Source organism: Streptomyces sp. NPDC004658, assembly GCF_040609555.1.
GTDB lineage: Bacteria > Actinomycetota > Actinomycetes > Streptomycetales > Streptomycetaceae > Streptomyces.
Window position 1 is genome coordinate 1 of sequence record NZ_JBEXKG010000117.1, and the last position, 24,744, is coordinate 24,744.

The window sequence follows — 24,744 nt, forward strand, 5'->3', positions numbered from 1 at the left end:
GGCCGCCGCAGGTGAGCGGCGGGATGCCGGGTGCGCCGGGCTGGATCTTGCGTGGCAGCATGGCGGTAGCCGCGGCGCCGGGCGGGCATCCGCCGCCCGCGCCCATCCCCGAGGGAGGGCCTTCTCACCATGACCGATGTCCAGGCGACCGCCGTCGACATCCCCACCGAGGACGGCGTCGCCGACGCCTACCTCGTCCACCCGGCCGACGGCCGGCCCCGTCCGGCCGTCCTCTTCTACCAGGACGCCTACGGCCTCAGGCCGTACCTGCGGTCGATGGCCGACCGGATCGCCGGCGCCGGTTACACGGTGCTGGTGCCGAACGTCTTCTACCGCCTGGGCCGGGCGCCGGTCCTCCAGCTGCCCGAGTTCATCGACCCGGGCGCCGACCCGACCCTGTGGGAGCGGCTCGGCCCGATCGTCTCCGGACTGACGGCGGACCAGGTCCGGCGGGACGCGGACGCCTATCTGCGGGGGCTGGCCGACAGCCCGGCCGCGGCCGGCGGCCCGGTGGCGCTGACCGGGTACTGCATGGGCGCCCGGCTCGTGCTGTGGACCGCGGGCGCCCACCCGGACCGGGTCGCGGCGGGAGCCGGCTTCCACGGCGGCCGCCTCGCCACCGACGACCCGGACAGCCCGCACCTCCAGGCCCCCCGCATCACCGCGGAGCTGTACTTCGGGCACGCCGACGAGGACCCGTCGCTGCCGCCGGAGCAGGTGGCGCGCTTCGAGGAGGCGCTGACCGCCGCGGGGGTACGGCACACCTGCGAGGTGTACGCCGGCGCCCATCACGGCTACACGCAGGCGGACACCCCGGCGTACGACCGGAAGGCCGACGAGCGGCACTGGGCGGCCCTGCTCGACCTGCTCCAGCGCACGTTCTGACGCCGGGACCCGGCGCCCGCCCGACGGTGGGCGCCGGGCGGATCTCGTCCATGTCATTGACATGCACTCGTCTCCGCACGAATCTGAGAGCGCTCTCAAACCGGTACGGACCAATTCCGTACGACCCCGACCCCACACGGAGGTGGAGAGTGCCTCACAGGCTCACGCGCCGCGCGCTTCCCCGTCGCGCGCTCCCCCTGGCCGCCGCCGGCGCGCTGCTCGGCGGACTGCTCGCCCTCGGCGCGCCGGAGCGCGCCGACGCCGCGGTCCCCGACACCATCCCCCTGAAGATCACCAACAACTCGGGCCGCTCCGAGCCGGTGTACATCTACGACCTCGGCACCCAGCTCTCCTCGGGACGGCAGGGCTGGGCCGACGCGGGCGGCGCCTTCCACGCCTGGCCGGCGGGCGGCAATCCGCCGACCCCCGCACCGGACGCGGCGATACCCGGCCCCGCCGCCGGGCAGTCCACGACCATCCGCATCCCGAAGTTCTCCGGCCGCATCTACTTCTCGTACGGCCAGAAGCTCGACTTCCGGCTCACCACGGGAGGCTTGGTGCAGCCGGCCGTCCAGAACCCGTCCGACCCCAACCGGAACATCCTCTTCAACTGGTCGGAGTACACGCTCAACGACTCCGGGCTGTGGCTCAACAGCACCCAGGTCGACATGTTCTCGGCGCCGTACGCGGTCGGGGTGCAGCGGTCCGACGGCAGCGTCAGCAGCACCGGGCGTCTGAAGTCCGGTGGCTGGAACGGCTTCTTCAGCGCGTTGCGCGCGCAGCCGGGCGGCTGGTCCGGCCTGATCCAGACCCGCCCCGACGGCACCGTGCTGCGCGCGCTGTCCCCGCTGTACGGCGTGGAGACGGGCGCGCTGCCGGCGAACGCGATGGACGACTACGTGAACCGGGTCTGGCAGAAGTACACGACCTCGACGCTGACCGTCACGCCGTTCGCGGACCAGCCCGGCACCAAGTACTACGGCCGTGTCTCCGGGAACGTCATGAACTTCACCAACGCCTCCGGCGCGGTCGTCACCAGCTTCCAGAAGCCCGACGCGGCGAGCATCTTCGGATGCCACAAGCTGCTGGACGCGCCCAACGACCAGGTCCGCGGCCCCATTTCGCGCACCCTGTGCGCCGGGTTCAACCGGTCGACCCTGCTGGTGAACCCCAGCCAGCCGGACACCACGACGGCGAACTTCTACCGGGACGCGGTGACCAACCACTACGCGCGCGCGATCCACGCGCAGATGGCCGACGGCAAGGCGTACGCGTTCGCCTTCGACGACGTCGGCAACCAGGAGTCGCTGGTGCACGACGGCAACCCGCAGCAGGCGTATCTCACCCTCGATCCGTTGAACTGAGCTGACACGCGAGCGGTCCCGCACCCGGACGGCCGGGTGCGGGACCGCTGTCGTCAGCGCCGGATCAGCCGGTCGTCAGGGCCGTGTCGTCCACGACGAAGCTGGTCTGGAGGGAGGAGTCCTCCACGCCGTTGAACTTCAGCGTGACCGTCGAGCCCGCCAGCGAGGACAGGTCGAAGGTCTTCTGGGTGTAGCCGGAGGCCGCGTTCAGGTTCGAGTAGGTGGCGAGGGTCTTCGAACCGGCGGTCACCGTCAGCTTGTCGTACTGGGTGCTGGTGGAGGTCTCGGCGGTGTCGACGTGCAGGTAGAAGGTCAGGGTCGCCTTGCAGCCCGCGGGGATGGTCACCGACTGGGACAGGGTGTCGGTGTGCGAGGAGCCGTACCCGTCCATCCACGCCTTGTAGGAGCCGCTGTGCGCCGCCTCACCGCTGTCGGTGGTGATGACGCCGCTGGTCGCGGTCCAGCCGGTGCTGCCCGACTCGAAGCCGGGGTTGCTCAGCAGCTGCGTGGAGGAGCAGCCGCCGCCGGTCGCGCTGACCGTCCAGCTGAAGGTGGCGGTGCCGGTCGCGCCGGTGGAGTCCTTTACCGTGACGGTGGTGCTGGACGTGCCCGCCGTGGTGGGCGTGCCCGAGATCAGACCGGTCGAGCTGTTGATCGACAGGCCGGCGGGCAGGCCGGAGGCGCTGTAGGTCAGCGCGCCGCTGTTGGTGCTGCTCGCCTGGATCTGCAGGCTGACCGCGGTGCCGACGGTGGCGGACTGGCTGCCCGGGTTGGTGACCGTCACCCCGCTGCTCGGCGGGTTGATGTGGCTGCCGACGTTGATGCCGGCGAAGGCGTTGCCGACTCCCGCGTACTGCGTGGAGTTGGTGCCGTACAGCGCGGCGGCGGCGTTGAGGGCGGCGGTGCGGGCGCCGGCGTAGTTGGTGCTGGACGTCATGTACGTCGTCAGCGCCTTGTACCAGATCTTCAGGGCGGCGTCGCGGCCGATGCCGGTGACGGCGACGCCGTCGGAGGTCGGGCTGTTGTAGGTCACGCCGTTGATGACCTTGGTGCCGCTGCCCTCGGACAGCAGGTAGAACATGTGGTTGGCGGGGCCCGAGGAGTAGTGCACGTCCAGGTTGCCGACGCCGGAGTACCAGCTGTCCGCGGAACCGCCGTCCTTGCTCGGCTTGTCCATGTACCGCAGCGGCGAGCCGTCGCCGTTGATGTCGATCTTCTCGCCGATGAGGTAGTCGCCGACGTCCTTGGAGTTGTTCGCGTAGAACTCCACGCCGGTGCCGAAGATGTCGGAGGTCGCCTCGTTCAGGCCGCCCGACTCACCGCTGTACTCCAGGCCGGCGGTGTTGGAGGTGACGCCGTGGCTCATCTCGTGGCCGGCGACGTCCAGCGAGGTCAGGGCGTGGGTGTTGCCCGAGCCGTCGCCGTAGGTCATGCAGAAGCAGCTGTCGTCCCAGAAGGCGTTGACGTAACCGCTGCTGTAGTGGACGCGGCTGTAGGCGGCGACGCCGTCGTTGCGGATGCCGCTGCGGCCGAAGGTGTTCTTGTAGAAGTCCCAGGTCTCCTGCGCGCCGTAGGCGGCGTCGGCGCCCGCGGTCTGGGTGTTGGAGCCGGTCCCGTCGCCCCAGACGTCGTCGGCGTCGGTCATCAGGGTGCCGGTGCCGGAGGTCCCCCGGTTGAGGTTGTACGTCTTGTGACCGCCGCGCGTGGTGTCGTACAGCTGGTACGTCGAGCCCGACAGCGTGGTGTTCAGGGTGACGGTGCCGCTGTACTGGGTGTTGCCGGTGCCGGTCTTGATCGCCTGGTACCGGTACAGCTCCTTGCCCGTGGTGGCGTCGGTGATGACGTGCAACTGGCTGGGCGTGCCGTCGTCCTGGAGGCCGCCGACCACCGTCTCCCAGGCGAGCTTCGGGGTGCCGTTGCCGGCCCAGATCACCTTGCGGGCGCTGTCGGTGGAGGGCTTCTCGGCCTTCAGGGACTTCGCGGCCTTCAGGGCCTTGGTCGCGGCGGCGGCCTTGCTGACGGTCGCGGTCGTGGAACGCACTGTGATCGTGCGCTTGTTGTTGAAGGTGGTGCTCACGGTCCCCTTCGCCAGCGAGGCGGGCGGGGTGTGCACGACGAGGTCGCCGCCGAGGACGGGAAGCCCGGCGTACGTGCGCTCGTACCGCGTGTGCAGGGTGCCGTCGTTGTCCTTGACGACGTCCTTGACGACCAGCTTCTCCTGGGCGCCGAGGCCGATGGTGCGGGCGGTCGTGGCGGTCTGCTGCCGGGCGCTCTTGATCAGCGCCTGGTGCTGGGCCGGGCTGAGCTTGGCCTCCATACCGCCGGTGCGCAGCGGGCTGGGGTGGGGGGCGGCCGGTGCGGCGGTCGCCGGAACCGCCTGGAGGCCGACGGCGAGGAAGGCCGCGGTGGAGACCAGGGCGGCTCCGATCGTGGCCCGCTTGTGGGGAAGGGGTCTGTGGGGTCTCACTCGTACTCCTCCTGCTGCGGCCGCCGGTCGGCGGCCGGTGACAGACGGGCAGACGGGTCTGCTGCCCGGGGTGAGCTGAGCTGTGCGGGAGCGCGATCCGTGAACGGGTGGGGTGGATCAGCGTGCTGAGGGAGAATGACAGCTTTGACCAAGCCATGTCACCTCACGGCGGGTCAATCGAGGGTTTTCCCTATCGGCCGTGAACCACGAACGGGGAGGTCGGGCGGGGGCCTGGGGCGTAGGGCGCGCCCTCACCCACCTGGTCCGCGAGGCGGGCGTCCGGCAGTACCTGGAGGTCGGCACAGGTGTGGACCTGACCCGGCCGACCGCGCTCGTCCTCGGCACCATCCTGGGCCACGTTGGCCGGCCACGACGAGGCCCGCCTGCTCGTCGGCCGGCTGATGTCCGCCCTCCCACCGGGCAGCCACCTCGGCGTCAGCGACGGGTCCTCGGGCGTCGGCCCGGTCTTCGAGCGGGCCCAGGATGCCTACCACAACAGCGGCGCCGGAAGCCGTGACCGCGCGGGGGCTCACCGAGATGCGGCAGGGGCGTGCCGCGGCCGTCACAGGCGCACGGTCAGCTCCACGGCCACCTCGTCGCCCACCACGAGCCCCTCCGGCGTGCGTACGGCCTGCTTCAGCGGGAGCAGGTAGGAGCCGTCCTTCGGGAAGAGCGAGGTGCTGAAGTCGGTCGCGCCGACCCTGGCCGTGACGGGGATCGCGCCCCAGCCGTACGTGGCCTGGGCCGCCACCTCGCCGATGTCCGCGGACTCCTGGTCGGGCACGGCCACGAAGTAGTACGGCGACGGTCCCCGCCACTCGACGACCCGGCCGGCGAAGGAGAGTTCCATGCGATCCGTCTTTCGTTCGGCAGGAGGGTGCACGCCGTCGAGCAGAGCGTAGCGCGCCCCGAACGGGCCCCGTCGCAGGGCGCGTTGGCGGCACCCCTGCATCCCGCCCCTGACCGGCGCGTTGTTACCGTGCACCACGTGTCAGACTCCTCACGCGATACCGCACAGGGCGCCGGCTGGGGTGCGGCCGAACCCGGCACCTACAAGCGGCTGATGCCGGACCACGTCGACAAGCTCTCGTGGCTGAACCCGCGCGTGCTGTGGGCCGCCCGCAACGGCGTGCTGGCGTCCTGGTTCGGTGACCCGACCGGCCGTACCCGCAGCCGCTGGGTGGCCTCGCGGGCGGCGGCGGGAGCACCCGCGGACAAGATCGTCCGGCGGGAGGTCCCGGAACGGTTCTCCTTCATGGTCATCGGGGACACGGGCGAGGGGGACGACTCCCAGTACGCCGTCGTACCGGGGTTCCTGAGGGCGAGTCGGGGCACGGACTTCGCGGTGATCGCCAGCGACGTCGTCTACCCCGTCGGCAGCGCCGACGACTACGGCGACAAGTTCTTCCGCCCGTACCGGGACTATCCGGCGCCCATCTACGCGATCCCCGGCAACCACGACTGGTACGAGGACCTCGGCGCCTTCATGCGCGTCTTCTGCGCCGACCCCCCGCCGCCCGGCCCGGAGCCCCGGCCCCGCCCACTCACCCGCGCCTGGTGGCGTTCCCTGCTGTGGCACCGGGCGCGCCCCGCGGACGAGCAACGGCTGGCCGAGGCACGGGCGCTGCGCTCCGGGCCGGGCCAACAGGCCGCACAGCCCGGCCCGTACTGGGCGATCGACGCGGGGCCGGTGCGGATCGTCGGCATCGACACCGGCCTGCTCGGCACGGTCGACGCCGAACAGGGCGGCTGGCTGCGGGAGGTCTCCCGCGGACCCCGGCCGAAGATCCTCGTCACCGGATCGCCGTTGTACGTCGACGGGGAGCACCACCCCTGCCCCATCGAGGGCGGCGGCACGGTGGACGACATCGTCCGGGCTCCCGAGCACCACTACGTGGCCGCGATCGGCGGCGACATCCACAACTACCAGCGGTATCCGGTCGACGTGGACGGCCGCACGGTCCAGTACGTCGTCGCGGGCGGCGGCGGGGCGTTCATGCACGCCACGCACACCATCCCGCGCGTCTCGGTCGGCGGTGTCACCGAGGACGCGTTCCGCTGCTACCCGCTGCGCGGAGACTCGCTCGCCTTCTACAGCCGCCTGTACGGCCGCAGGCTCCGGCTGCGCCGCTTCTTCACCCTCACCGAGGCGGAGGCGACGGCCGTGATCGCCGAGCGGCTCGGCATCGAGCCGGCCCGCGCGCCCGGCCCGGACGTCCGGGTCACCCGCCGCGCCCGCCTGGTCGCGAGCCTCCTGGGAGCCGGCCGCCGCCCCGGCCGGCCCGCCCGGTTCCGGCTGCCCGTGCGGAAGATCTACACCCAGTTGTTCTCGCCGTCCTCCGCCACCTACAGCCCGCCGTTCTTCAAGTGCTTCCTGCGGCTGGACGTCGGTCCGGACGCGGTCCGGCTGCGCTGCTTCGCCGCGACCGGCAACCGCGCGCAGGAACTCGACCCGCCGGTCGAGGACGAGGTCGTCATCCCGCTGCCCCGGACGGCGTGACCGGCGGCCCGGTCGAACTGATCACACGGTTGTCACACCAGCCTGCGAGAATCGGTGCGGAGCCGTCGTACGACCGATGGAGGAACCCGTGCCGTCCACCCCTCGCCCGCTGCGCAAACTGGGCTTTCTCACCATCGGCCTGTTCGATCCCGCGGACCCCGGCCGGGGCCACGAGTCCACCCTGCGGATCATCGAGCTGGGCGAGCGGCTCGGCTTCGACACCGCCTGGGTCCGCCACCGGCACCTGCAGTACGGCATCTCGTCGCCGGTCGCCGTGCTGGCCGCTGCCTCGCAGCGCACCCGCCGGATCGAGCTGGGTACCGCGGTGACACCGCTCGGCTGGGAGAACCCGCTGCGGCTCGCCGAGGACCTGGCGACGGTGGACGTGCTGTCCGGCGGCCGGCTCAACCCGGGCGTCAGCGTGGGCCCGCCGACGCACTACGACCAGGTCAAGGACGCCCTCTATCCGGACACCGCCGACGCGGAGGACTTCTCCTACGAGCGGGTGCGGCGGCTGCTGGACCTGGTGCGCGGCAAACCCGCCACCGACTTCAGCGGGGTGGAGGGCATCGAGGTGTTCAGCGATGTCGTCCAGCCGCACTCGCCGGGGCTCGGCCGGCGGCTCTGGTACGGCGGCGGCAGCCTCGGCTCGGCGCGCTGGGCCGGCGAGCACGGCATGAACTTCCTGACGAGCAGCGTCGTCAAGGCGGAGGACCCGCAGGCGCCCCTGGACTTCGCGCGGATCCAGCTGTCGCACATCCGCGCGTTCCGTGCCCACCACCCGGACGGGGAGGCGGCCCGCGTCTCCCAGGGGCTGGTGGTGATCCCCACCGACTCGGCGACACCGCGGCAGCGCGCCAAGTACGAGGCCTACGCGGCCGGGCGCCTGCCCCGTACGGCCTCTCCCCAGGGCCCGGCGCGGCTGCTGTTCGCGCCGGACCTGGTCGGCACCTCCGCCGAGCTGGCCGAGCGGCTGCACGCCCACGCCGCGTTCCGCGAGGTCGACGAGGTGGCGTTCGCGCTGCCGTTCACGTTCGAGCACGAGGAATACGTGCAGATCCTGACCGACATGGCGACGCGGCTGGGCCCGGCGCTGGGGTGGCGGCCCGGCGGCTGAGTCACCAGCGGCCCGCTTCGGTGCCGGTGATCGGTGCGGAGGGCCGTCCGTCCACCCCGACCGGCACCTCGCCGTGGAGCATCACCCGGTGCATGATCCGCGGGGAGCCCATGTGCGCGTGGTCGCTGGGGGCCAGGTGCATGGTGGCCCGGTTGTCCCAGAAGGCGACGCTGCCGGGCTCCCAGCGGAAGCGGACCGTGTACTCGGGACGCACGGCCTGCTCCAGCAGCATCTCCAGCAGCGCCGCGCTCTCCGGCCGGGAGACGTCCACGATCCGTTCGACGTAGTAGCCGTTCACGAACAGCACCCGCTCGCCGGTCTCCGGGTGCACCCGGACCAGCGGGTGCTCGGAGGCGACCTGGTGGTCCAGCAGGTGGCGGACGTAGGCGTCGTCACCCGGTCGGGGCTGGTAGCCGACACCGAGCCGGTGCTCGGCGCGCAGGCCGTCGACGAAGGCGCGGACCGGGCCGGACAGTCCCGCGTAGGCGGCGGCCAGGTTGGCCCACGTGGTGTCGCCGCCGTAGGGCGGGACGGTCTCGGCGCGCAGGACGGTCGCGGCCGGCGGGTCGATCCGGGCGCCGTGGTCGCAGTGCCAGCCGCGCAGCAGGGTGTGCCGGCGCCGGCTCAGCCACTCGTCGTGGTCCATGCCGTACCGTCCGCCCAGTTCCAGCCGGTCGGCGGTGGTCTCGATCTCGGGGAAGCCGGGCGGCGAGTGCGGTCCGCGGCGGGGGAGCACGATCGGCTCGCCGAACCGGCGCGCGAAGGCGACGTGCGCGGCGTGGTCCAGCCGCTGGCCGCGGAAGAACACCACCTTCCAGCGCAGCACCGCGTCCCTGATGAGCGCGGTCACCGCGTCGTCCAGCGGCTCGGCGAGGTCGACTCCGGTGATCTCCGCGCCGATGTGCCCGGCGACCGGCCTCACCTCCACGCCCGGGACGTGCCCCGATCCGTCCGCGGTCGCCCTGTCCGTGGTCATGCGCCCTCCGGTTCTCGTCCGTGTCCGCTACCGGGAAGATCGTGACACTCTCTGCGCCGGCACGTCGAACTCCCGTATCACCGTGTTCCGGAACACGGCCGTGCCGCCGACACTGAACAGGGCCAGGCGGTCGTCGACGAGATAGGGGAACACCTCGGCGGAGTGCACGTACCGGCCGTCGTCCACGAACATCTCGACGGACGTACGGTCCACGAGGATCCGCAGCCACACCCGGCCCGCGGACCGGTCGAACGGCGTGCGGCTCTCCTGCCGGGCACCCCCGGTGTCGGGGTTGACGGTGCCGCGCCGGTTCAGGAAGGCGTAGTCGCCGTACACCCCGGCGTCGATGTGCCGTACGCCGTCCGGGGAACGGCGCAACTGGACTCCCGCACCGGTGAGTTCGGACCAGGTGATCTCGGTGGTCAGCTCGTAGGAGACACCGGTGTGGTCCAGCGCGCGGGTGCCGTCGACCGTCAGGTCGCCGAGGCGCACGGTCCGGGAGACGTACGCGTCGAGCGCGGGAACCGGGCGGGAGGCGAGGTAGTAGCGGCCGGAGGCGGCCTTCTTCAGGGTGATCTCCCGGACGATCGCGTCGGTGCCGTTGAAGCCGTCGCCGTCGATGGTGGGCGTGGTGTGCGCGTAGGCCCAGTTGTTCAGCCAGCCGAGGGCGTGGCGGGTGGCCGGGTCCACCGTGCCGTCGGGCTTCCGCTTCTCGAAGGTGACGGCCGCGTACCAGTCCCAGCCGTGGTCGAGCCACTGCGGGTCGGCGGAGTCGGCGGTGAACGCCGCCCCGTCGAACGAGCCCGTCCAGTAGGCGTAGGTGGCCGGCTGCCCGGAGCCGGTGCCGTCCGCGCTCACGCCCAGCACCCACTTCACGGCGCCGTCGTCGGCGGTGATGCGGAACAGGTCGGGGCATTCGAGGACGCCGAGGCCGTCCTTGACGAAGCCGCCCGCGTACGTCCAGGACCTGAGGTCGGCCGAGTGGTAGAAGCCGACCTTGTTCCGTTCGGCCAGGGCCATCACCCAGCGGTCGTGGTCGTCGTCGCGGATCACCTTGGGGTCGCGGAAGTCCAGGACGCCCGGGTTGGCGAGGACGGGCTCCGTGCCGTGGTTGGTGAACGTGCGGCCGCCGTCCGTCGAGTAGTACAGGAACTGCTCCTGGTGGTCGGTGCCGCCGCCGGGCGACATGGTGACGACGGCGACGACCGCGCCCGCGCCGAAGCCGGCCGTGCCGGCGGTGTCCACCACCGCCGACCCCGACCACACGTCGCCGTTGACGGTGGTGTCCTTGGGCACGGCGATGCCCCGGTCGGTGAAGGAGACGAGGTCGGTGCTGGTGGCCAGCCGCCAGGCGGTGCCCTCGCGGCCGTCCAGGTAGTCGGCGTTGTAGAGGTAGTAGCAGTGGTACTCGCCGTCGATCCAGACCGGGCGCTGCGGGTCGTTCTTCCACTGGTCGGGCACGGTGAAGTGGTAGTCGGCGCGGTAGCGCGCGCATCCGGCCGCCGGCCCGGACCGTGGCTTCGCCCCGGCGGGCGCCGCGGGCAGCAGCGCCGCTCCGGCTCCGGCGGCCGTGGAGGCGAACAGGGCCCTTCTGCTCAGACCACGCATCGTTCGGTGTCCCCTTCCTGACGGGTCATCGGCTCAAGGGACTGTAGACCTAACTCGTTAAAGGTCAAGTGTTCCCGGACCTTGACACGGATGTGACGCGGTTTTCATCATCGGGGGCATCACTCCTCGACTAACACGAGTTAGGCACGCTTGGATGACCGACTCGCTCTTCTCCCGCCGCTCCCTGCTGCGGTACGGCGCCTACGGCGCGGGAGCCGCCGCGCTCGCCGGCACCGCCGCGAGCTGGGACCGGCTCACCGGCGCCGACATCCCGGGCCGCGACGACGGCTCGCTGGTCGTCGCCACCCTGGGTTCCGCGTTCGCGCCGGCCGGGGTCCGCACCCTGGTCGACGGCTTCCGCCGGCTGCACCCCGACATCAAGGTCCGGATCAACGCGGTGCAGGCCGTCGACTGGTCGGACTTCTTCGCCAAGATCCTCACGCAGATCGCGGCGGGCACGGCACCCGACCTGGTCTATGTGGCCACCGAGGGCGTGCAGTTGTTCGCCCGCCACCTGGGCGTGCCCCTGGACCGCTGGGTACGCAGGGACGCGGCCGAACTGCGGGAGTACTTCGCCGACGTCCACCCCTCACTGGTGGAGTCGATGATGTACGAGGGCAGCCTGTACCAGCTGCCGATCGAGTTCAACGCCGCCGACATGTACCTCAACACCCAGGTGCTGCGGCGGGCGGGCGCGGAGTTCCCGGCCGGCGACTGGACGCGGGACGACTTCACCGCGCTGCTGCGCCGGATGAAGAAGGCGAGCGACTCCCACTTCACGCCGTACTTCTGGACCAACCGGCTGTGGGGCGGGGTGGTGCCCTGGCTGTTCGCGAACGGCACCAACCTGCTCGCCGAGTCCAAGGCACCGGGCGGCTCCTGGCTGTGGGACGCCTTCTACCCGGCGGACCGGCGGCGCGGCCGCGGGGGCGGCTTCCGCTGGACGACCCCGCAGGCCACGGACGACCGGGTGGTGGAGGCGTACGACTATCTCGCCGCCCTCGTCCACGACGGACTGTGCACCCGGCCCGAGGGCGGCAACGGCCAGAACCTGATCGGGGTGTTCTCCACCGGCCGCGTCGGCGTCACGCCGGCGGGCGGCTTCTGGGCGGGCGGTCTCCATCTGGCCGGGATGCGTGCCGACGGCTTCGACGTGCAGTACTTCCCGCGCCGGCACACCCAGCGCCACCAGTTCGGCACGGCCGGCTACGCGCTGCTGCGCACCTCGAAGAAACAGGACGCGGCCTGGGAGTTCATCAAGTACTCGGCCCGGCGCGACACCCTGAGCGCGCTGTTCACCACCAACCAGACCACCCCGGCCCGCCGTTCGATGCTGACCGCGGACCGCTACCGGGAGACCGGCCCGGCGCACTGGCGGGTCTTCTACGACACCCTCGACAAGTTCCCGGACACCGGGCCCATCCCGGCCCCGCCGCAGGTCGCCGAGGTGACCCAGGTGCTGCTCAAGCACACCGGGACGGCCCTGTCGAGCCCGGGCTCGGTCAGGCCGGCGCTGCGCCGGATGCAGGGCGATCTGGAGAAGGCCATGGAGCGTGACGTATGACGGACACCCGGATCTCCTCGGTGCGGCCGCGGGCCGCGAGCCCGGCCGCGCGGGCCGTGCGCCCGGGAGCGCGTGAGCGGGGGACGCGGCTGCTGGCGGCGGTGTTCCTGGCGCCGACCGTGGTCGGGATCGTGGTCTTCACGGTCGTACCGATCGTCGGTTCGGTCGTGCTGAGCCTCTTCCACTGGAACGTGATCGACTCGCCCGGTTTCGCCGGTGCGGCCAACTACCGGGAGGTGTTCAGCGATGCGACCGTGCTGGTGTCCTTCCGCAACACCCTCGTCTTCATGGTCTTCGCGGTCGCCGCGCAGCTCCTGATCGCGCTGGCGCTCGCGCTGACGCTGAACGGCCGGATGCCGGGCTGGCTGCGCTCGGTCTTCCGCTCGGCGTTCTTCTTCCCGCTGGTGCTGTCCGCCGCGTCCATCTCGGTCGTGATGAAGTACCTGTTCAACCAGGACTTCGGCGTCGTCAACTGGCTGATCGGCCTGTTCGGGATCGCCCCCGTGCCCTGGCTGACCTCCGAGCACGGCGCGATGGCCACGGTGGTCATCGTGTACGTGTGGCAGCAGTTCGGGTTCTCGTTCCTGCTGTTCGTGGGCGGGCTGAACAACATCCCCAAGGAGATCCACGAGGCCGCCGCGCTCGACGGCGCGACCGGCCCGCGCAAGCACCTCGCCATCACGCTGCCGCTGCTCTCCCCCACCCTGCTGGTGGCCTCGGTGGTCGGCATCATCAACGCGCTCCAGGTCTTCGAGCAGCCGTACGTCCTCACGGACGGCGGCCCCGGCGACTCCACCCGCACGGTCGTGATGGTCATCTACGAGAAGGCCTTCGAGCAGCTGCGGTTCGGTGAGGCGTCCGCGGTGGGCGTGCTGCTGTTCGTGCTGATCATGGCGGTCACCGCCCTCCAGTTCCGGCTCAGCCGGCGTTTCGTCCACTACCAGTGAGCCGGGTGAGTTCCATGAGCCAAGCAACCCCGACCCTCAGCCGTGCCCGCGTCGCACTCGGGCCGTGGGCACGGATCGCCGGGCTGACGGTGTGCGCGCTGCTGACCCTCGGGCCGGTGGTATGGACCGTGTCCACGTCACTGCGCACGCCGGCGGAGTCGTTCGACCTGCCGCCGCAGATCATTCCCGCGCATCCCAGCACCGCCGCCTACCACGGCGTGTTCGAGCAGATCGACGTATGGCTGCTCGCGCTGAACTCGACCCTCGTGACCGCGTTGATCGCGGCCGGCCAGATGATCACCGCGGGGCTCGCCGGCTACGCGTTCGCCCGGCTCGAGTTCCGTTTCAAGAAGCCGCTGTTCGGTCTGGTCCTGGCGACCATGATGGTCCCCCTGCAGGTCACGATCGTCCCGGTGTTCCTGGTGCTCAAGTCGATGGGCCTGACCGACACCCTGCTCGGTCTGATCGTCCCGGCGTTCCCGACCGCGTTCGGCACCTTCCTGATGCGCCAGTACTTCCTCGGCATGCCGAAGGACCTGGGCGAGGCCGCGATGCTGGACGGCGCCGGGCCCTGGCGGATCTTCCGGTCCGTGTACGCCCCGCTGGCCCGGCCCGGCCTCGCCATCGTCGGCGTGCTCGCCTTCAACTACCACTGGAACGAGTTCTTCCGCCCGCTGATCCTGGAGACCTCCGGCCAGAACTACACCCTTCCGCTGGGGCTGGTGTCCCTCCAGGGCAACCTCGGCACCGGGTCCATCTCGGTGGTCCTCGCGGGTGTCGTCCTGTCCATGATCCCCGCCGTCGCCGTGTTCCTCGTCGGCCAGCGCCCTCTGCGCGAGGGCATCACCTCCGCAGGAGTCAACCGTTGAGCCTCGCCGCTCCCGCCCCGGACCCGGCCGCCCCCCGCTTCCGCGTCCGGCCCCCCGCCAACTGGATCAACGACCCCAACGGACCCTTCCGCTGGCGGGGCCGCCACCACCTCTTCTACCAGTACAACCCGGCGGCTCCGGTGCACGCCGACGTCCACTGGGGCCATGCCTCCAGCTCCGACCTGGTCCACTGGGAGCACCACCCGATCGCCCTCGCCCCGACCCCCGGCGGCCCCGACGAGGCCGGCTGCTGGTCGGGCTGTGTGGTGGACGACGGCGGTGTGCCCACGGCGGTGTACACCGGCGTCGACCACGCCCACACGGGGCTCGGCTCCATCTGCCTGGCCCGCGCGGCCGACCCGGCCGACGACCGGCTCGCGGCCTGGCGGCCCCTGCCCGTGCCGGTGGTCCCGGGGCCGCCCCCGGGACTCGGCGTGGTGATGTTCCGTGACCCGTTCGTCTTCCGGCACGCGGGCCGCCGCTGGGCACTCGTCGGAGCGGGTCACGCCGACGGCACCCCGTCCGTGCTGCTGTACGCCTGCGACGAGCTGACCGACTGGCGGTTCGCGGGTGTCCTGCTGGACGGCCACGACCCCGTCGCCGCCGGCGCGTTCGGTGACAAGGCGGTCGGCTGGGAGTGCCCGCAGCTGTTCGAGACGTCCGGCGGCGACCACGTCCTGGTGGTGTCGCTGTGGGACGGCGATCCCCGGACCACCGGGTACCTGACAGGCGGTCTGGACCTCGGCCGGCCAGGGGAGCCGGCCTTCGTGCCCCGCGCCGGCGGCCGGCTCGACCACGGCCGGGACTTCTACGCTCCGGCCGTCCTCCAGGAACCGGACCGGACCCTGATGTGGGGCTGGTCGTGGGAGGCGCGGGAGGAGGCGGCGGTGCTGGCGGCCGGCTGGGCGGGCACGCTCACCGCGCCCCGGGTCGTCGACGCCCGTCCCGACGGCACCCTGCGGGTCGCCCCGGCCCCGGAGCTGGACCTCCTGCGCGCCGACGCCCCGTTCGCGACCGCGCCGGGGCCGGCGGTGCCGCTTCCGCCGGCGTACGACCTGACGGTGACGGCGTACGGCGCCACCACCGTCACACTGCTGCGGTCGGCGGACCGGGCGCTGACCGTCCGGCTGGACCCGGAGGCCGGCACCGTCGTCCTGGACCGCTCCGGATGGCCGCGCGACGGCGTCGAGGGATCGGCTCCCGTCACGGTGGGCGTGCCGCCGGGCCCCGGCCTGCGCGTGCGCCTCCTGGCCGACGGCTCGCTGCTGGAACTGTTCGTGGCGGACCGGGCGACGGTGACCGAGCGGGTCTATCGCCGGCCGGACGACGTCGCCGAGCTGCTGGTGGAGGGGGACGCCGAGGTCAGCGCGTGGGAGCAGGTCCCACCGAGGCGCGGCTGACCACGGCACCGTCGTCCTGGACCGCTCCGGATGGCCGCGCGACGGCGTCGAGGGATCGGCTCCCGTCACGGTGGGCGTGCCGCCGGGCCCCGGCCTGCGCATGCGCCTCCTGGCCGACGGCTCGCTGCTGGAACTGTTCGTGGCGGACCGGGCCACGGTGACCGAGCGGGTCTATCGCCGGCCGGACGACGTCGCCGAGCTGCTGGTGGAGGGGGACGCCGAGGTCAGCGCGTGGGAGCAGGTCCCACCGAGGCGCGGCTGACCACGGGACAGGCCAGCCGCCGTACGGTGGCGGGCGGGGTGCGGCCGGTGTCGATGGCGTCGAGCAGCAACCGGGCCGCGGCCTCGCCCATCGCCCGGTGCGGCAGCGCGACGGTGGTGAGGGCCGGGGTGAGGAAGGCGGCCATGTGCTCCTGGTCGTCGTAGCCGACCACCGACAGCTCGCCGGGTACGGCGATGCCGATCCGGGTCGCGGCGTGCAGCACGCCCGCCGCGACCCGGTCGTTGTAGCAGAAGATCCCGGTGGGCCGCTGGTGCGGGGCGGTGCCGTCGAGCAGCCGGGTGGCTCCCTCGTACCCGCCGGTGATCTCGCCGCCGGTGCGCACCACCCACTCCTTGGGCACGGTGATGCCCTCGGCGCGCAGCGCGTCCCGGAAGCCGCGCAGCCGCTCCACCGAGGCGATGTCGTCCTGGCCGCCGACCAGGGCCACCCTGCGGTGCCCGGCCTCCAGCAGCAGGCGTGCGGCGGTCCGGCCGCCGGCCCGCTCGGCGGGGATGACGGCGGGCAGCGAGTCGTCCTCGGGCAGGCAGTTGGCGAGCACGGAATGGGTGCGGTGCAGGCCCTCGGGGACCCGGACCCGGCGCAGGGACATCGCGGCGTAGATGATGCCGTCCACGCGCCGGTCGAGGAGTTCGGCGACGGCCGCGTCCTCCTTGGCGGGGTCGCCGCCGGAGTCCACGGTGAGGACGAGGTGATCGCTGTCCCAGGCGGTCTCCATGGCCCCGCGCAGCAGCCGCCCCGCGAACGGGGACGTGGCGATCTCGTCGGTGACCAGGCCGATCACGGCCGTGCGGCGGCGGCGCAGGCCGCGGGCGACGGGGTCGGGCCGGTAGCCGAGCCGGGCGGCGGCCTGCCGGATGCGCTCCTGGGTGGCGGGTGAGAGGTTGCCCTCGGCGCGGCCGTTGAAGACGAAGGAGACCGCGGTGTGCGAGACGCCCGCGAGCCGGGCGACGTCCCGTGAGGTGGGCCGTCCGCCGCCCACTCCGTTGCTGTCCGCGCCGCCGCCCATGCCGTCCGCTGCCCTCTTCCCGCCCGCCCGGTTGATCACCGCTCACCCTATCCGTGAGGCTGGGGGCAGACACAGAGCGAGACGATCGAGGGAAGGTCTCATCGTGAACGGTGTTCCGCTGTACACGCTCGACGACGGTACGACGATCCCCGCCATCGGCCTCGGCACCTGGCCCCTGGACGACGCACAGGCCGAACGAGCCGTGCGCGCGGCGCTGGAAGCGGGCTACCGGCTGGTCGACACCGCGACGAACTACCGCAACGAGACCGGTGTCGGCCGGGGCGTGGCGGCCAGTGGGGTGCCCCGCGAGGAGGTGGTGGTGACGACCAAGCTGCCGGGCCGCCACCACGGGTACGAGGAGACCCTCGCCTCCTTCGAGGAGTCCCGGCGGCGGCTGGGCCTGGAGTACGTGGACCTGTACCTGATCCACTGGCCGAACCCGCGGGTGGACCGGTACGTCGACGCGTGGAGGGCGATGATCAGGCTGCGCCAGGACGGTCTGGTCCGCTCCATCGGCGTGTCCAACTTCACGCCCGGGCACATCACGCGGCTGGAGAAGGAGACCGGCGTGCTGCCGTCGGTGAACCAGATCGAGCTGCACCCGCTGTTCCCGCAGCAGGAGCTGCGCGCCTTCCACGCGGACAAGGGCATCCTGACCGAGAGCTGGAGCCCGCTGGGCCGGGGCAGCGCCCTGCTGGACGACCCGGCGGTCGCGGAGGTCGCGCGGGCGCACGGGGTCACGCCCGCGCAGGTGCTGCTGCGCTGGCACGTGCAGCTGGGCGCGCTGCCGGTGCCGAAGTCGGCGGATCCCGGGCGGCAGCGCGCCAACCTGGACGTCTTCGGCTTCGCGCTGGACGAGGACCAGATGGCGGCCGTCGCGCGCCGTTCCCCGCGCCGGCTCGGCGGTGACCCCGAGACGCACGAGGAGTTCTGAGCTACGGCTCCTCGGCCGGCTCCTCCGTCCGTCGCCCGCTGTCCGCGCTCGTCCGCCCGGGCGCGGTGAGACTGCCGAGGATGTCCAGCAGCTCGGCGCTGCGGCTGCCGGGTTCCGCGTGGAAGACGACCAGGGTCAGACCGTCGGTGCCGTCCACGGACAGCTTGTTCGAGTGCAGGTCGAGGTCGCCGACCTGCGGGTGGTGGAGGTGGCTCACCCGGCCGCGCCGGGGGCGGACCTCGTGGCGGGCCCACAGGGTGCGGAAGCGTTCGCTGCGCAGGGACAGCTCGCCGACCAGGTCGCGCAGCCGGGGGTCGTCCGGGTCGGTCCCGGCCTCGGACCGCAGCGCGGCCACGCCTTCCGCGGTGAGGTCCGCCCAGTCCCGGCGCAGGGCGCGCTCGGCCGGGTCGAGGAACACGGCCCGCAGCAGGTTGACGCCGGGCGCGTAGTTCGGGGTGAGCGCGGTGGCGAGGGCGTTGGCGGCCAGGCAGTCGGTGTAGCGGTTCTGGAGGTAGGCGGGGGTGCGCGGCCAGCCGTCGATGAGCTGGAGCAGGGTCGCCGGCACCTGCTGCGCCCGCCGCCCGGTGCGTACGACGGACTCGGGCCGCTCCTGGGCGAGCCCGACGAGGTGGGCGGTGGCGTCGGGGTCCAGCCGCAGCACGCGGGCGATGGCCTCCAGCACCTGCACGGAGGGATTGCGGTCGCGGCCCTGCTCCAGCCGCAGGTAGTAGTCGGAGCTGATGCCGGACAGCATCGCGACCTCCTCGCGGCGCAGCCCCGGCACCCGGCGCAGGCCGCCACCGGGCAGCCCCACGTCCTCCGGCCGCACGAGCGCCCGGCGGGCGCGCAGGAACTCACCGAGCGCGTTCGATCCGTCCACGCCACCACCGTACGGCCGGCCGGGCGGCGGTGACTGGCCCTGTCACTCCCAGGATCGCGGGGGCACTGCCGTACCCGGCGCGACGGGCGGAGCCTGGAGAGCGAGGCCACCGGGAGCGTCCGGTGGCCGGGACATCCTGAGAGGTACGACATGACCGCACAACTCGGTGGCACCGTCACTCCGGCCGACGGCCTGACCCTGACCCGCGTCGGATACGGCGCCATGCAGCTGGCCGGGCCCCACGTCTTCGGGCCGCCGCGGGACCGGGACCGGGCGGTGGCGGTGCTGCGCGCGGCGGTGGAGGCGGGCATCACGCACATCGACACGGCCGACTTCTACGGGCCCGTCGTCGTCAACCAGATCATCAAGGAGGCCCTGCACCCCTACCCGGACGACCTGCGCATCGTCACCAAGGTCGGGGCCCGGCGGGGAGCCGACGGCAGCTGGATCATGTCCCGGCACCCCGAGGACCTCAGGGCGCAGGTGTACGACAACCTGCGCAACCTCGGCGTGGACACGCTGGACGTGGTCAACCTGCGGCTCGGCGACGTGGACACCCCGAACGAGGACCCGATCGCGGACCAGTTCGGCGCCCTGGCCGAGCTGCGCGAGCGCGGCCTGATCCGGCATCTGGGGCTGAGCGCCGCGTCCGCCGCGCAGCTGGACGAGGCCCTGACGATCGCGCCCGTGGTGACCGTGCAGAACCTGTACAACCTGGCGAACCGGCGGGACGACGCGCTGCTGGAGCGCACGGCGGCGGAGAACATCGCCTTCGTGCCGTACTTCCCGCTCGGCGGGTTCACCCCGCTCCAGTCCGACACGCTGGCGAAGGTGGCCGCCCGGCTGGAGGCGTCGCCGCAGCAGGTGGCGCTGGCCTGGCTGCTGCGCCGCTCGCCGAACATCGCGCTCATCCCCGGCACCTCCTCCCCCGAGCACCTGCGGGAGAACATCGCCGCGGCGGGCCTGGCGCTGCCGGACGACGCGATGACCGAGCTGAACGGCATCGCGGGCTGAGCGGACGGGGGCGGGGTACCCGGTGGCCGTGAGGCGGTCGCAGGCGTCGTGGGAGAGGAGCCGGAGGTGGCGGCGGAAGACCGGCTGCGGACGTACCGCGGCAAGCGCGACTTCGAGCGGACCCGTGAGCCGTCGGGGCGGGCCGGCCGGACGCGGGGCGAGGAACCCCGGTTCGTGGTGCAGATCCACGACGCGCGGCGGATGCACTTCGACTTCCGGCTCCAGGTCGACGGCGTCCTGAAGTCCTGGTCGGTACCCAAGGGCCCGTCCACCGACCCCGGTGACAAGCGGCTGGCGGTGCCGACCGAGGACCACCCGCTGGAGTACGAGGACTTCGAAGGGGTCATCCCGAAGGGCGAGTACGGCGGCGGCACCGTGATCGTGTGGGACCGCGGGACCTACGAGCCGCTCAGCCACGACCGCCGGGGGCGCCCGGTGGACTTCGCGGAGTCCCTGGAGCGGGGGCACGCCACCTTCCGGCTGCACGGCGCGAAGCTGCGCGGCGAGTACGCCCTCACCCGCTTCCGCGCCGGCGCGGACGAGGAGGAGGCCTGGCTGCTGGTGCGCAAGGGGCCGGCGCGGGCGGACGGGCACGGCACTCCCGATCCCCGGCGGGCCCGCTCGGTGCGCAGCGGGCGCACCCTGGCCCAGGTCGCCGCCGCTGCCGGTCAGGAGTGACACCGGCGGAGCCACGCCGTCGGGAGTGACGGCCCGGGGGGGGAGCGCGCGGGCGCGGAAATGCGGATCACCGGGTTCCGGCCCCGACCCGCCCTCACGGCCTCTATGTTCGGGCGGTGTCCGCTCGCGCCCCTGGAGGCCCCCGCATGCGCACCGCACTCCGTACCACCGTCGTCGGCGCGGTGACCGCCGCCGCCCTCGTGACCTGCGGCCCCGCCGGGGCGACCCCGGCGGGGCCCGGTGTGACCGCCCGGATCCTCGCGCAGACCACCGTCGGCGGCACCGACTACACCCTGCGCGAGATCACGGTCCCGCCGGGCCAGAGCACCGGCTGGCACTACCACGACGGCCCGCTGTACGGCGTCGTCAAGCAGGGCACCCTGAGCCACTTCGACGCCACGTGCACCTCGGACGGCGTGTACCGGACGGGCGCGACGATCAAGGAGCCGTCCGGAAGCGACCACGTCCACATCGGCCGCAACCTGGGGGACACGCCGCTCGTCCTCGACGTGCTGTACGTACTGCCGCACGGCTCCCCGTTCTCGCGGGAGGCCCCGAACCCCGGCTGCCCGTTCCAGTGATCAGTCTCCGGGCAGGGGCTGTTCGGCCCAGATGGTCTTGCCCAGGACCGTCTGCCGGCTGCCCCAGCGCTGGGTGAGCTGGGCGACGAGCAGCAGTCCCCGGCCGCCCTCGTCGTAGGCGTGCGCCCGGCGCAGGTGCGGGGAGGTGGAACTGGCGTCGGAGACCTCGCAGATGAGGGCGCGGTCGCGGATCAGGCGGAGCTGGATGGGCGGTTCGCCGTAGCGGATGGCGTTGGTGACGAGTTCACTGACGACGAGTTCGGTGACGAAGGCGGTCTCCGCCAGCCCCCAGGCGGTCAGTTGCTCGGTGGCCGCCTGCCTGAGGACGGCGACGTGGGCGGGGTCGGGCGGCACGTTCCAGGTGGCGACCCGGTCGGCGCCCAGGGCCCGGGTGCGTACGAGGAGCAGGGCGACGTCGTCGCCGGGCTGATCGGGCAGGACGGCCTTCAGGACGTCGTCGGCGAGGGCTTCGAGGGAGGCGGCGGGCGCGGTCAGGGCACGGCGCAGTTCCTCGGTGGCGCTGTCCAGGTCCCGGTCGCGGTCCTCGATCAGGCCGTCGGTGTAGAGGGCGACGACCGAGCCCTCGGGTAGTTCCCGCTCCGTCGCCTCGAACGGCAGCCCGCCGACGCCGAGCGGCGGCCCCGCCGTGACGGGGAGGAACTCCACGGTGCCGCCGGGCAGGAGGACGGCCGGGGCGGGGTGGCCGGCGGCGGCCACGGCGAGCCGGCGGGAGATCGGGTCGTAGACCGCGTACAGGCAGGTCGCGCCGAGTTCGGCGACCTCTTCACCGCTGCCGTCGGCGGCGAGGTGGGTGACCAGGTCGTCGAGGTGGGTGAGGAGTTCGTCGGGCGGCAGGTCGACGTCGGCGAGGGTGCGGACGGCCGTGCGCAGCCGGCCCATGGTGGCGGAGGACTGGATCCCGTGGCCGACGACGTCGCCCACGACCAGGGCGACCCGGCCGCCGGAGAGCGGGATCACGTCGAACCAGTCGCCGCCGATCCCGGCCAGCGATCCGCTCGGCAGGTAGCGGTGGGCGACGTCGACCGCGGCCTGCCCGGGCAGGCCGCGCGGGAGCAGGCTGTGCTGGAGGGTGAGGGCGGTGGAGCGTTCGCGGGTGAAGCGGCGGGCGTTGTCGATGCAGACGGCGGCGCGGCTGGCGAGTTCCTCGGCGAAGACGGCGTCGTCGGGGCCGTAGTCGTCCGGGTGGCCCATGCGGACGCAGACCGCGACGCCCAGGGTGGTGCCGCGGGCCCGCAGCGGCACCGCGATCATGGAGTGGGCCCCCTGCCGGAAGGAGCGGCCCCCGGGCGAGCGCGCGTTGCGTTCCGCCAGCCACTGGACGAAATCGGGCTCGCCGGCCTGGCTGAGCACAGCGCGGCTCTCGTGCAGCGCGCGGGCGGGCGGGGAGGTCGGCTGGTAGACGTCGGTCTCGCCGAGGCGCAGGGCGGCCGCGGGGTTGCCCGGGGTGCGGGAGCCGTGGGCGACGCGGCGCAGGACGACTCCGCCGTCCGGCAGCGTGGGCGGTTCGTCGGCGCCGAGCACCCAGTCGAGCAGGTCGACGCTGGCGAAGTCCGCGTACTGCGGGACCAGCAGTTCGATCATCTCCTCGGCCGTGCCGACCACGTCCAGGGTGGTGCCGACGCGGGTCGCGGCCTCGTTCAGCAGGGCGAGGCGGCGCCGGGCCCAGTACTGCTCGCTGCTGTCGAGCGCGGCGAGCGCGACCGCGGTCGGTTCGCCGGAGCCGTCGCGCAGCGGCCACATCTCGATGCTCCAGGCGTGTTTCTGGTTGAGGGCGGGGGCGCTGGTGTAGCTCTCGTAGCGGACGGGCCGGCCGGTGTCGGCGACCTCGCGCAGATGGGCGAGGAAGCCGCGGTGGTGCTCGGCGTCCTCGACGGTGTCCTCGAAGGACCGGCCGAGCAGTGCCTCCTCGGGGACGCCCATCAGATGGCAGGCGGCGGCGTTGACCCGCAGGTAGCGCTGGCGGAGGTCGAAGACCGACATCGACATGGACGCCTGCTCGAAGGCCTGGGCGGCCAGGGTGGTACCGGGGGGCAGGGCCGTGACGACGTAGCCGGCGGGCTGTCCGGCGGCGCCGGCGAGCGGGCAGACGGTGAGGGGCAGCACGAGGCGGTGCCCGTCCCGGTGGCGCAGGGCGACCGGACCGGCGCGGGCGGTGAGGATGCCGCCGGGGACGTCCTCGGCCAGCAGATCCGCGGCCGGCCGGCCCACGACCTCGTCGGCCGGGTGGCCGGTGAGCATCCGCGCGCCCTCCGTCCACCCGGTCACCGTGCCGTGCGCGTCGATGACCGCCACGGCGGCGACATCTTCCATATGCCCCAGGATGATCCGATTGTCCCCGGGCATCAAGCGGCGAGGGTGTCCGCTTCAGCCCTGGTGGGCGCGGAGGGCGGCGAGGGCCCGGTCGGCGTGGGTGTTCATGCGCAGTTCGCTGCGGACGATCTCCAGCACGGTACGGTCCTGGGCGATCACGAAGGTGACGCGCTTGGTCGGGGCCAGGGAGAAACCGCGCTTGACGCCGAACCGCTCACGGACCGTGCCGTCCGCGTCGGACAGGAGCGGCATGCCGAGGCCGTGCCGGCCGGCGAACTCCTGCTGCTTGTCGACCGTGTCCCCGCTGATCCCGACGGGCCGGGCCCCGACGGCGGCGAACTCGGCGGCGAGGTCACGGAAGTGGCAGGCCTCGGCGGTGCAGCCGGGGGTGAGGGCGGCGGGGTAGAAGAAGAGGACGACCGGGCCGTCGGCCAGCAGCTCGGTGAGCCGGCGGGTGGTGCCGGTCTCGTCCGGCAGGGCGAAGTCCTCGGCCTTGGTCCCGATCTCGACGCGCTCGGTCATGACCGCCCCTCCCCGTCCCGGGCGACGCCGCGCGCCCACAGCACCAGCGGCAGCTGGAGGGGCAGCCGGGCGAGGGCCGCCGCCCTGAGCGGTGCGGGCCGGTCGCGCCAGTCCACGGCCATCTGGACGTTGGCCGGGAACACGCCGACGAAGAAGGCGGCCGCCGCCTTCGCGGCGAGCGCGCGGGTGCGGGGCGCCGCGATCCCGGCCGCGAGGGCCAGCTCGACGGCCCCGCTCCCGTACGTCCAGGCCCTGGGCGGGCCCGGCAGCGCACGGGGCACGATCGCGTCGAACTGCCGCGGAACGGCGAAGTGGGCCGCTCCCGCCGCCGCCAGCAGACCGGCGAGCAGCAGGGGTGAGCGTGGGGACCGTGGCACGGTACCTCCTTCGGTGTCCTGCCGCCGGATATTACTGGACGGTAGGCGCGGGGGTGGCCGTTCGCGGCGAACAGACCCCGGACCGCCGCCGGCGGGCGGGTGGGCAGGTAGCCGGTTCGCCCAGGGTGCCGGGACCGGGGGAGCCGTGCGGCAGTACGTACAGCACGTCGAGGACGAGCGGCGTGTCCCCCAGGTTGCGGCCGATGTGGACGTGGTCACTTCCGGACGGCTCCTTGATCGTCGCGCCCGTCCGCGAGACAGGAAGCCGGCCTGGCGGCCGTGGCGGCTCGCCCGGACCGCGAGCCGGCGCGGGAGTGGCGGTTCGCCGCGGACAGACACCGGACCGCCGCCGGCGGGCGGGTCCCGGTTCACCCAGGGGGCCGGGACCGAGACAGGAAGCCGGCCTGGCGGCCGTGGCGGCTCGCCCGGACCACGGGCCGG

22 protein-coding genes and 2 pseudogenes are annotated in these 24,744 nt (G+C 72.9%); 14 read left to right on the top strand and 10 right to left on the bottom strand.

Annotation, left to right across the window (positions count from 1 at the left end; translation table 11 throughout):
* Nucleotides 1-129 precede the first annotated feature (129 nt).
* Both ABZV94_RS29820 and ABZV94_RS29825 read left to right on the top strand, forming a co-directional pair.
* Entirely contained in the window at nucleotides 130-885 is a 756-nt protein-coding gene (locus tag ABZV94_RS29820) for a dienelactone hydrolase family protein (protein WP_356345770.1), read from the top strand.
* Nucleotides 886-1,034: 149 nt separating this feature from the next.
* The gene (locus ABZV94_RS29825; protein WP_356345772.1) at nucleotides 1,035-2,249 is read left to right on the top strand and encodes a glycoside hydrolase family 64 protein; all 1,215 of its coding nucleotides are present in this window, start codon (nucleotides 1,035-1,037) and stop codon (nucleotides 2,247-2,249) included.
* Between the two features lie 64 nt (nucleotides 2,250-2,313).
* On the opposite strand, the gene ABZV94_RS29830 is transcribed toward ABZV94_RS29825, so the two are convergent.
* Complete coding sequence (locus ABZV94_RS29830) at nucleotides 2,314-4,716, bottom strand: M4 family metallopeptidase (RefSeq protein WP_356345773.1); 2,403 nt, start codon at nucleotides 4,714-4,716, stop codon at nucleotides 2,314-2,316.
* Nucleotides 4,717-4,954: 238 nt separating this feature from the next.
* Here ABZV94_RS29830 and ABZV94_RS29835 point away from each other — a divergent pair.
* Nucleotides 4,955-5,222: pseudogene (locus tag ABZV94_RS29835) on the top strand (SAM-dependent methyltransferase); the annotation flags it as partial.
* 56 nt (nucleotides 5,223-5,278) lie between these two features.
* On the opposite strand, the gene ABZV94_RS29840 reads toward ABZV94_RS29835, so the two are convergent.
* Nucleotides 5,279-5,566 carry a DUF1905 domain-containing protein gene (locus ABZV94_RS29840; RefSeq protein WP_356345776.1) on the bottom strand — a complete coding sequence of 96 codons (288 nt, stop codon included), beginning with the start codon at nucleotides 5,564-5,566 and terminating at the stop codon, nucleotides 5,279-5,281.
* Nucleotides 5,567-5,704: 138 nt separating this feature from the next.
* On the opposite strand from ABZV94_RS29840, the gene ABZV94_RS29845 reads away from it, so the two are divergent.
* The gene (locus ABZV94_RS29845; protein WP_356345778.1) at nucleotides 5,705-7,216 is read left to right on the top strand and encodes a metallophosphoesterase; all 1,512 of its coding nucleotides are present in this window, start codon (nucleotides 5,705-5,707) and stop codon (nucleotides 7,214-7,216) included.
* 88 nt (nucleotides 7,217-7,304) lie between these two features.
* Nucleotides 7,305-8,333: an LLM class flavin-dependent oxidoreductase gene (locus ABZV94_RS29850; RefSeq protein WP_356345781.1), complete on the top strand. Its 1,029-nt coding sequence runs from the start codon at nucleotides 7,305-7,307 to the stop codon at nucleotides 8,331-8,333.
* 1 nt (nucleotide 8,334) lies between these two features.
* Here the strand turns inward: ABZV94_RS29850 and ABZV94_RS29855 are convergent, their stop codons facing one another.
* Both ABZV94_RS29855 and ABZV94_RS29860 read right to left on the bottom strand, forming a co-directional pair.
* Nucleotides 8,335-9,309, bottom strand: a complete 975-nt coding sequence (locus tag ABZV94_RS29855; RefSeq protein WP_356345782.1) for a TauD/TfdA family dioxygenase — start codon at nucleotides 9,307-9,309, stop codon at nucleotides 8,335-8,337.
* Between the two features lie 27 nt (nucleotides 9,310-9,336).
* Entirely contained in the window at nucleotides 9,337-10,917 is a 1,581-nt protein-coding gene (locus tag ABZV94_RS29860; protein ID WP_356345785.1) for a glycoside hydrolase family 32 protein, read from the bottom strand.
* Between the two features lie 154 nt (nucleotides 10,918-11,071).
* Between ABZV94_RS29860 and ABZV94_RS29865 the strand changes: the two genes are divergently transcribed.
* The 5 genes from ABZV94_RS29865 to ABZV94_RS29885 are packed head-to-tail and all read left to right on the top strand — an operon-like array spanning nucleotide 11,072 to nucleotide 15,959.
* On the top strand, nucleotides 11,072-12,481 hold the full coding sequence (locus ABZV94_RS29865; protein ID WP_356345787.1) for an extracellular solute-binding protein: 1,410 nt from the start codon (nucleotides 11,072-11,074) through the stop codon (nucleotides 12,479-12,481).
* The gene (locus ABZV94_RS29870; protein ID WP_356345790.1) at nucleotides 12,478-13,428 is read left to right on the top strand and encodes a sugar ABC transporter permease; all 951 of its coding nucleotides are present in this window, start codon (nucleotides 12,478-12,480) and stop codon (nucleotides 13,426-13,428) included. The genes ABZV94_RS29865 and ABZV94_RS29870 overlap by 4 nt, the downstream gene beginning before the upstream one ends.
* A 14-nt stretch (nucleotides 13,429-13,442) precedes the next feature.
* Nucleotides 13,443-14,297, top strand: a complete 855-nt coding sequence (locus ABZV94_RS29875) for a carbohydrate ABC transporter permease (RefSeq protein WP_356345792.1) — start codon at nucleotides 13,443-13,445, stop codon at nucleotides 14,295-14,297.
* A complete protein-coding gene (locus ABZV94_RS29880) occupies nucleotides 14,294-15,697 on the top strand; it encodes a glycoside hydrolase family 32 protein (protein ID WP_356345794.1) in 1,404 nt (467 codons plus the stop codon). Before ABZV94_RS29875 ends, ABZV94_RS29880 begins: the two co-directional genes overlap by 4 nt.
* A gap of 16 nt (nucleotides 15,698-15,713) precedes the next feature.
* Nucleotides 15,714-15,959: a GH32 C-terminal domain-containing protein gene (locus ABZV94_RS29885; protein ID WP_356345812.1), complete on the top strand. Its 246-nt coding sequence runs from the start codon at nucleotides 15,714-15,716 to the stop codon at nucleotides 15,957-15,959.
* Here ABZV94_RS29885 and ABZV94_RS29890 read toward each other — a convergent pair.
* Nucleotides 15,922-16,986, bottom strand: a complete 1,065-nt coding sequence (locus tag ABZV94_RS29890; protein ID WP_356345814.1) for a LacI family DNA-binding transcriptional regulator — start codon at nucleotides 16,984-16,986, stop codon at nucleotides 15,922-15,924. The two genes, ABZV94_RS29885 and ABZV94_RS29890, sit on opposite strands and share 38 nt — an antisense overlap.
* Nucleotides 16,987-17,089: 103 nt before the next feature.
* On the opposite strand from ABZV94_RS29890, the gene ABZV94_RS29895 reads away from it, so the two are divergent.
* Nucleotides 17,090-17,920, top strand: a complete 831-nt coding sequence (locus tag ABZV94_RS29895; RefSeq protein ID WP_356345797.1) for an aldo/keto reductase — start codon at nucleotides 17,090-17,092, stop codon at nucleotides 17,918-17,920.
* Between the two features lies 1 nt (nucleotide 17,921).
* Here the strand turns inward: ABZV94_RS29895 and ABZV94_RS29900 are convergent, their stop codons facing one another.
* On the bottom strand, nucleotides 17,922-18,800 hold the full coding sequence (locus ABZV94_RS29900) for a helix-turn-helix transcriptional regulator (RefSeq protein WP_356345799.1): 879 nt from the start codon (nucleotides 18,798-18,800) through the stop codon (nucleotides 17,922-17,924).
* Nucleotides 18,801-18,950: 150 nt separating this feature from the next.
* Between ABZV94_RS29900 and ABZV94_RS29905 the strand changes: the two genes are divergently transcribed.
* From ABZV94_RS29905 to ABZV94_RS29915, 3 genes are all read left to right on the top strand, one after another.
* Entirely contained in the window at nucleotides 18,951-19,814 is an 864-nt protein-coding gene (locus tag ABZV94_RS29905; RefSeq protein WP_356345802.1) for an oxidoreductase, read from the top strand.
* 66 nt (nucleotides 19,815-19,880) lie between these two features.
* Entirely contained in the window at nucleotides 19,881-20,492 is a 612-nt protein-coding gene (locus ABZV94_RS29910) for a DNA polymerase ligase N-terminal domain-containing protein (RefSeq protein WP_356345803.1), read from the top strand.
* Nucleotides 20,493-20,638: 146 nt separating this feature from the next.
* Entirely contained in the window at nucleotides 20,639-21,073 is a 435-nt protein-coding gene (locus ABZV94_RS29915) for a cupin domain-containing protein (protein WP_356345805.1), read from the top strand.
* Here ABZV94_RS29915 and ABZV94_RS29920 read toward each other — a convergent pair whose 3' ends face one another.
* From ABZV94_RS29920 to ABZV94_RS29935, 4 genes and pseudogenes are all read right to left on the bottom strand, one after another.
* Entirely contained in the window at nucleotides 21,074-23,404 is a 2,331-nt protein-coding gene (locus ABZV94_RS29920) for a SpoIIE family protein phosphatase (RefSeq protein WP_356345807.1), read from the bottom strand.
* Between the two features lie 54 nt (nucleotides 23,405-23,458).
* Nucleotides 23,459-23,926 (bottom strand): peroxiredoxin, encoded by a 468-nt coding sequence (locus ABZV94_RS29925; protein WP_356345809.1) that lies wholly within the window; start codon nucleotides 23,924-23,926, stop codon nucleotides 23,459-23,461.
* Nucleotides 23,923-24,303 (bottom strand): hypothetical protein, encoded by a 381-nt coding sequence (locus ABZV94_RS29930; protein ID WP_356345810.1) that lies wholly within the window; start codon nucleotides 24,301-24,303, stop codon nucleotides 23,923-23,925. Before ABZV94_RS29930 ends, ABZV94_RS29925 begins: the two co-directional genes overlap by 4 nt.
* A 139-nt stretch (nucleotides 24,304-24,442) precedes the next feature.
* Nucleotides 24,443-24,550 (bottom strand): annotated as a pseudogene (locus tag ABZV94_RS29935) (cupin domain-containing protein); the annotation flags it as partial.
* Nucleotides 24,551-24,744 lie beyond the last annotated feature (194 nt).

What these genes read in the sequence shown, in the direction of transcription:
- ABZV94_RS29840 (WP_356345776.1), bottom strand. Translation starts at nt 5,566, where the DNA reads ATGGAACTCTCCTTCGCCGGCCGGGTCGTCGAGTGGCGGGGACCGTCG.
- ABZV94_RS29855 (WP_356345782.1), bottom strand. Translation starts at nt 9,309, where the DNA reads ATGACCACGGACAGGGCGACCGCGGACGGATCGGGGCACGTCCCGGGC.
- ABZV94_RS29915 (WP_356345805.1), top strand. Translation starts at nt 20,639, where the DNA reads ATGCGCACCGCACTCCGTACCACCGTCGTCGGCGCGGTGACCGCCGCC.
- ABZV94_RS29890 (WP_356345814.1), bottom strand. Translation starts at nt 16,986, where the DNA reads ATGGGCGGCGGCGCGGACAGCAACGGAGTGGGCGGCGGACGGCCCACC.
- ABZV94_RS29870 (WP_356345790.1), top strand. Translation starts at nt 12,478, where the DNA reads ATGACGGACACCCGGATCTCCTCGGTGCGGCCGCGGGCCGCGAGCCCG.
- ABZV94_RS29875 (WP_356345792.1), top strand. Translation starts at nt 13,443, where the DNA reads ATGAGCCAAGCAACCCCGACCCTCAGCCGTGCCCGCGTCGCACTCGGG.
- ABZV94_RS29920 (WP_356345807.1), bottom strand. Translation starts at nt 23,404, where the DNA reads ATGGAAGATGTCGCCGCCGTGGCGGTCATCGACGCGCACGGCACGGTG.
- ABZV94_RS29865 (WP_356345787.1), top strand. Translation starts at nt 11,072, where the DNA reads ATGACCGACTCGCTCTTCTCCCGCCGCTCCCTGCTGCGGTACGGCGCC.
- ABZV94_RS29820 (WP_356345770.1), top strand. Translation starts at nt 130, where the DNA reads ATGACCGATGTCCAGGCGACCGCCGTCGACATCCCCACCGAGGACGGC.
- ABZV94_RS29860 (WP_356345785.1), bottom strand. Translation starts at nt 10,917, where the DNA reads ATGCGTGGTCTGAGCAGAAGGGCCCTGTTCGCCTCCACGGCCGCCGGA.
- ABZV94_RS29925 (WP_356345809.1), bottom strand. Translation starts at nt 23,926, where the DNA reads ATGACCGAGCGCGTCGAGATCGGGACCAAGGCCGAGGACTTCGCCCTG.
- ABZV94_RS29905 (WP_356345802.1), top strand. Translation starts at nt 18,951, where the DNA reads ATGACCGCACAACTCGGTGGCACCGTCACTCCGGCCGACGGCCTGACC.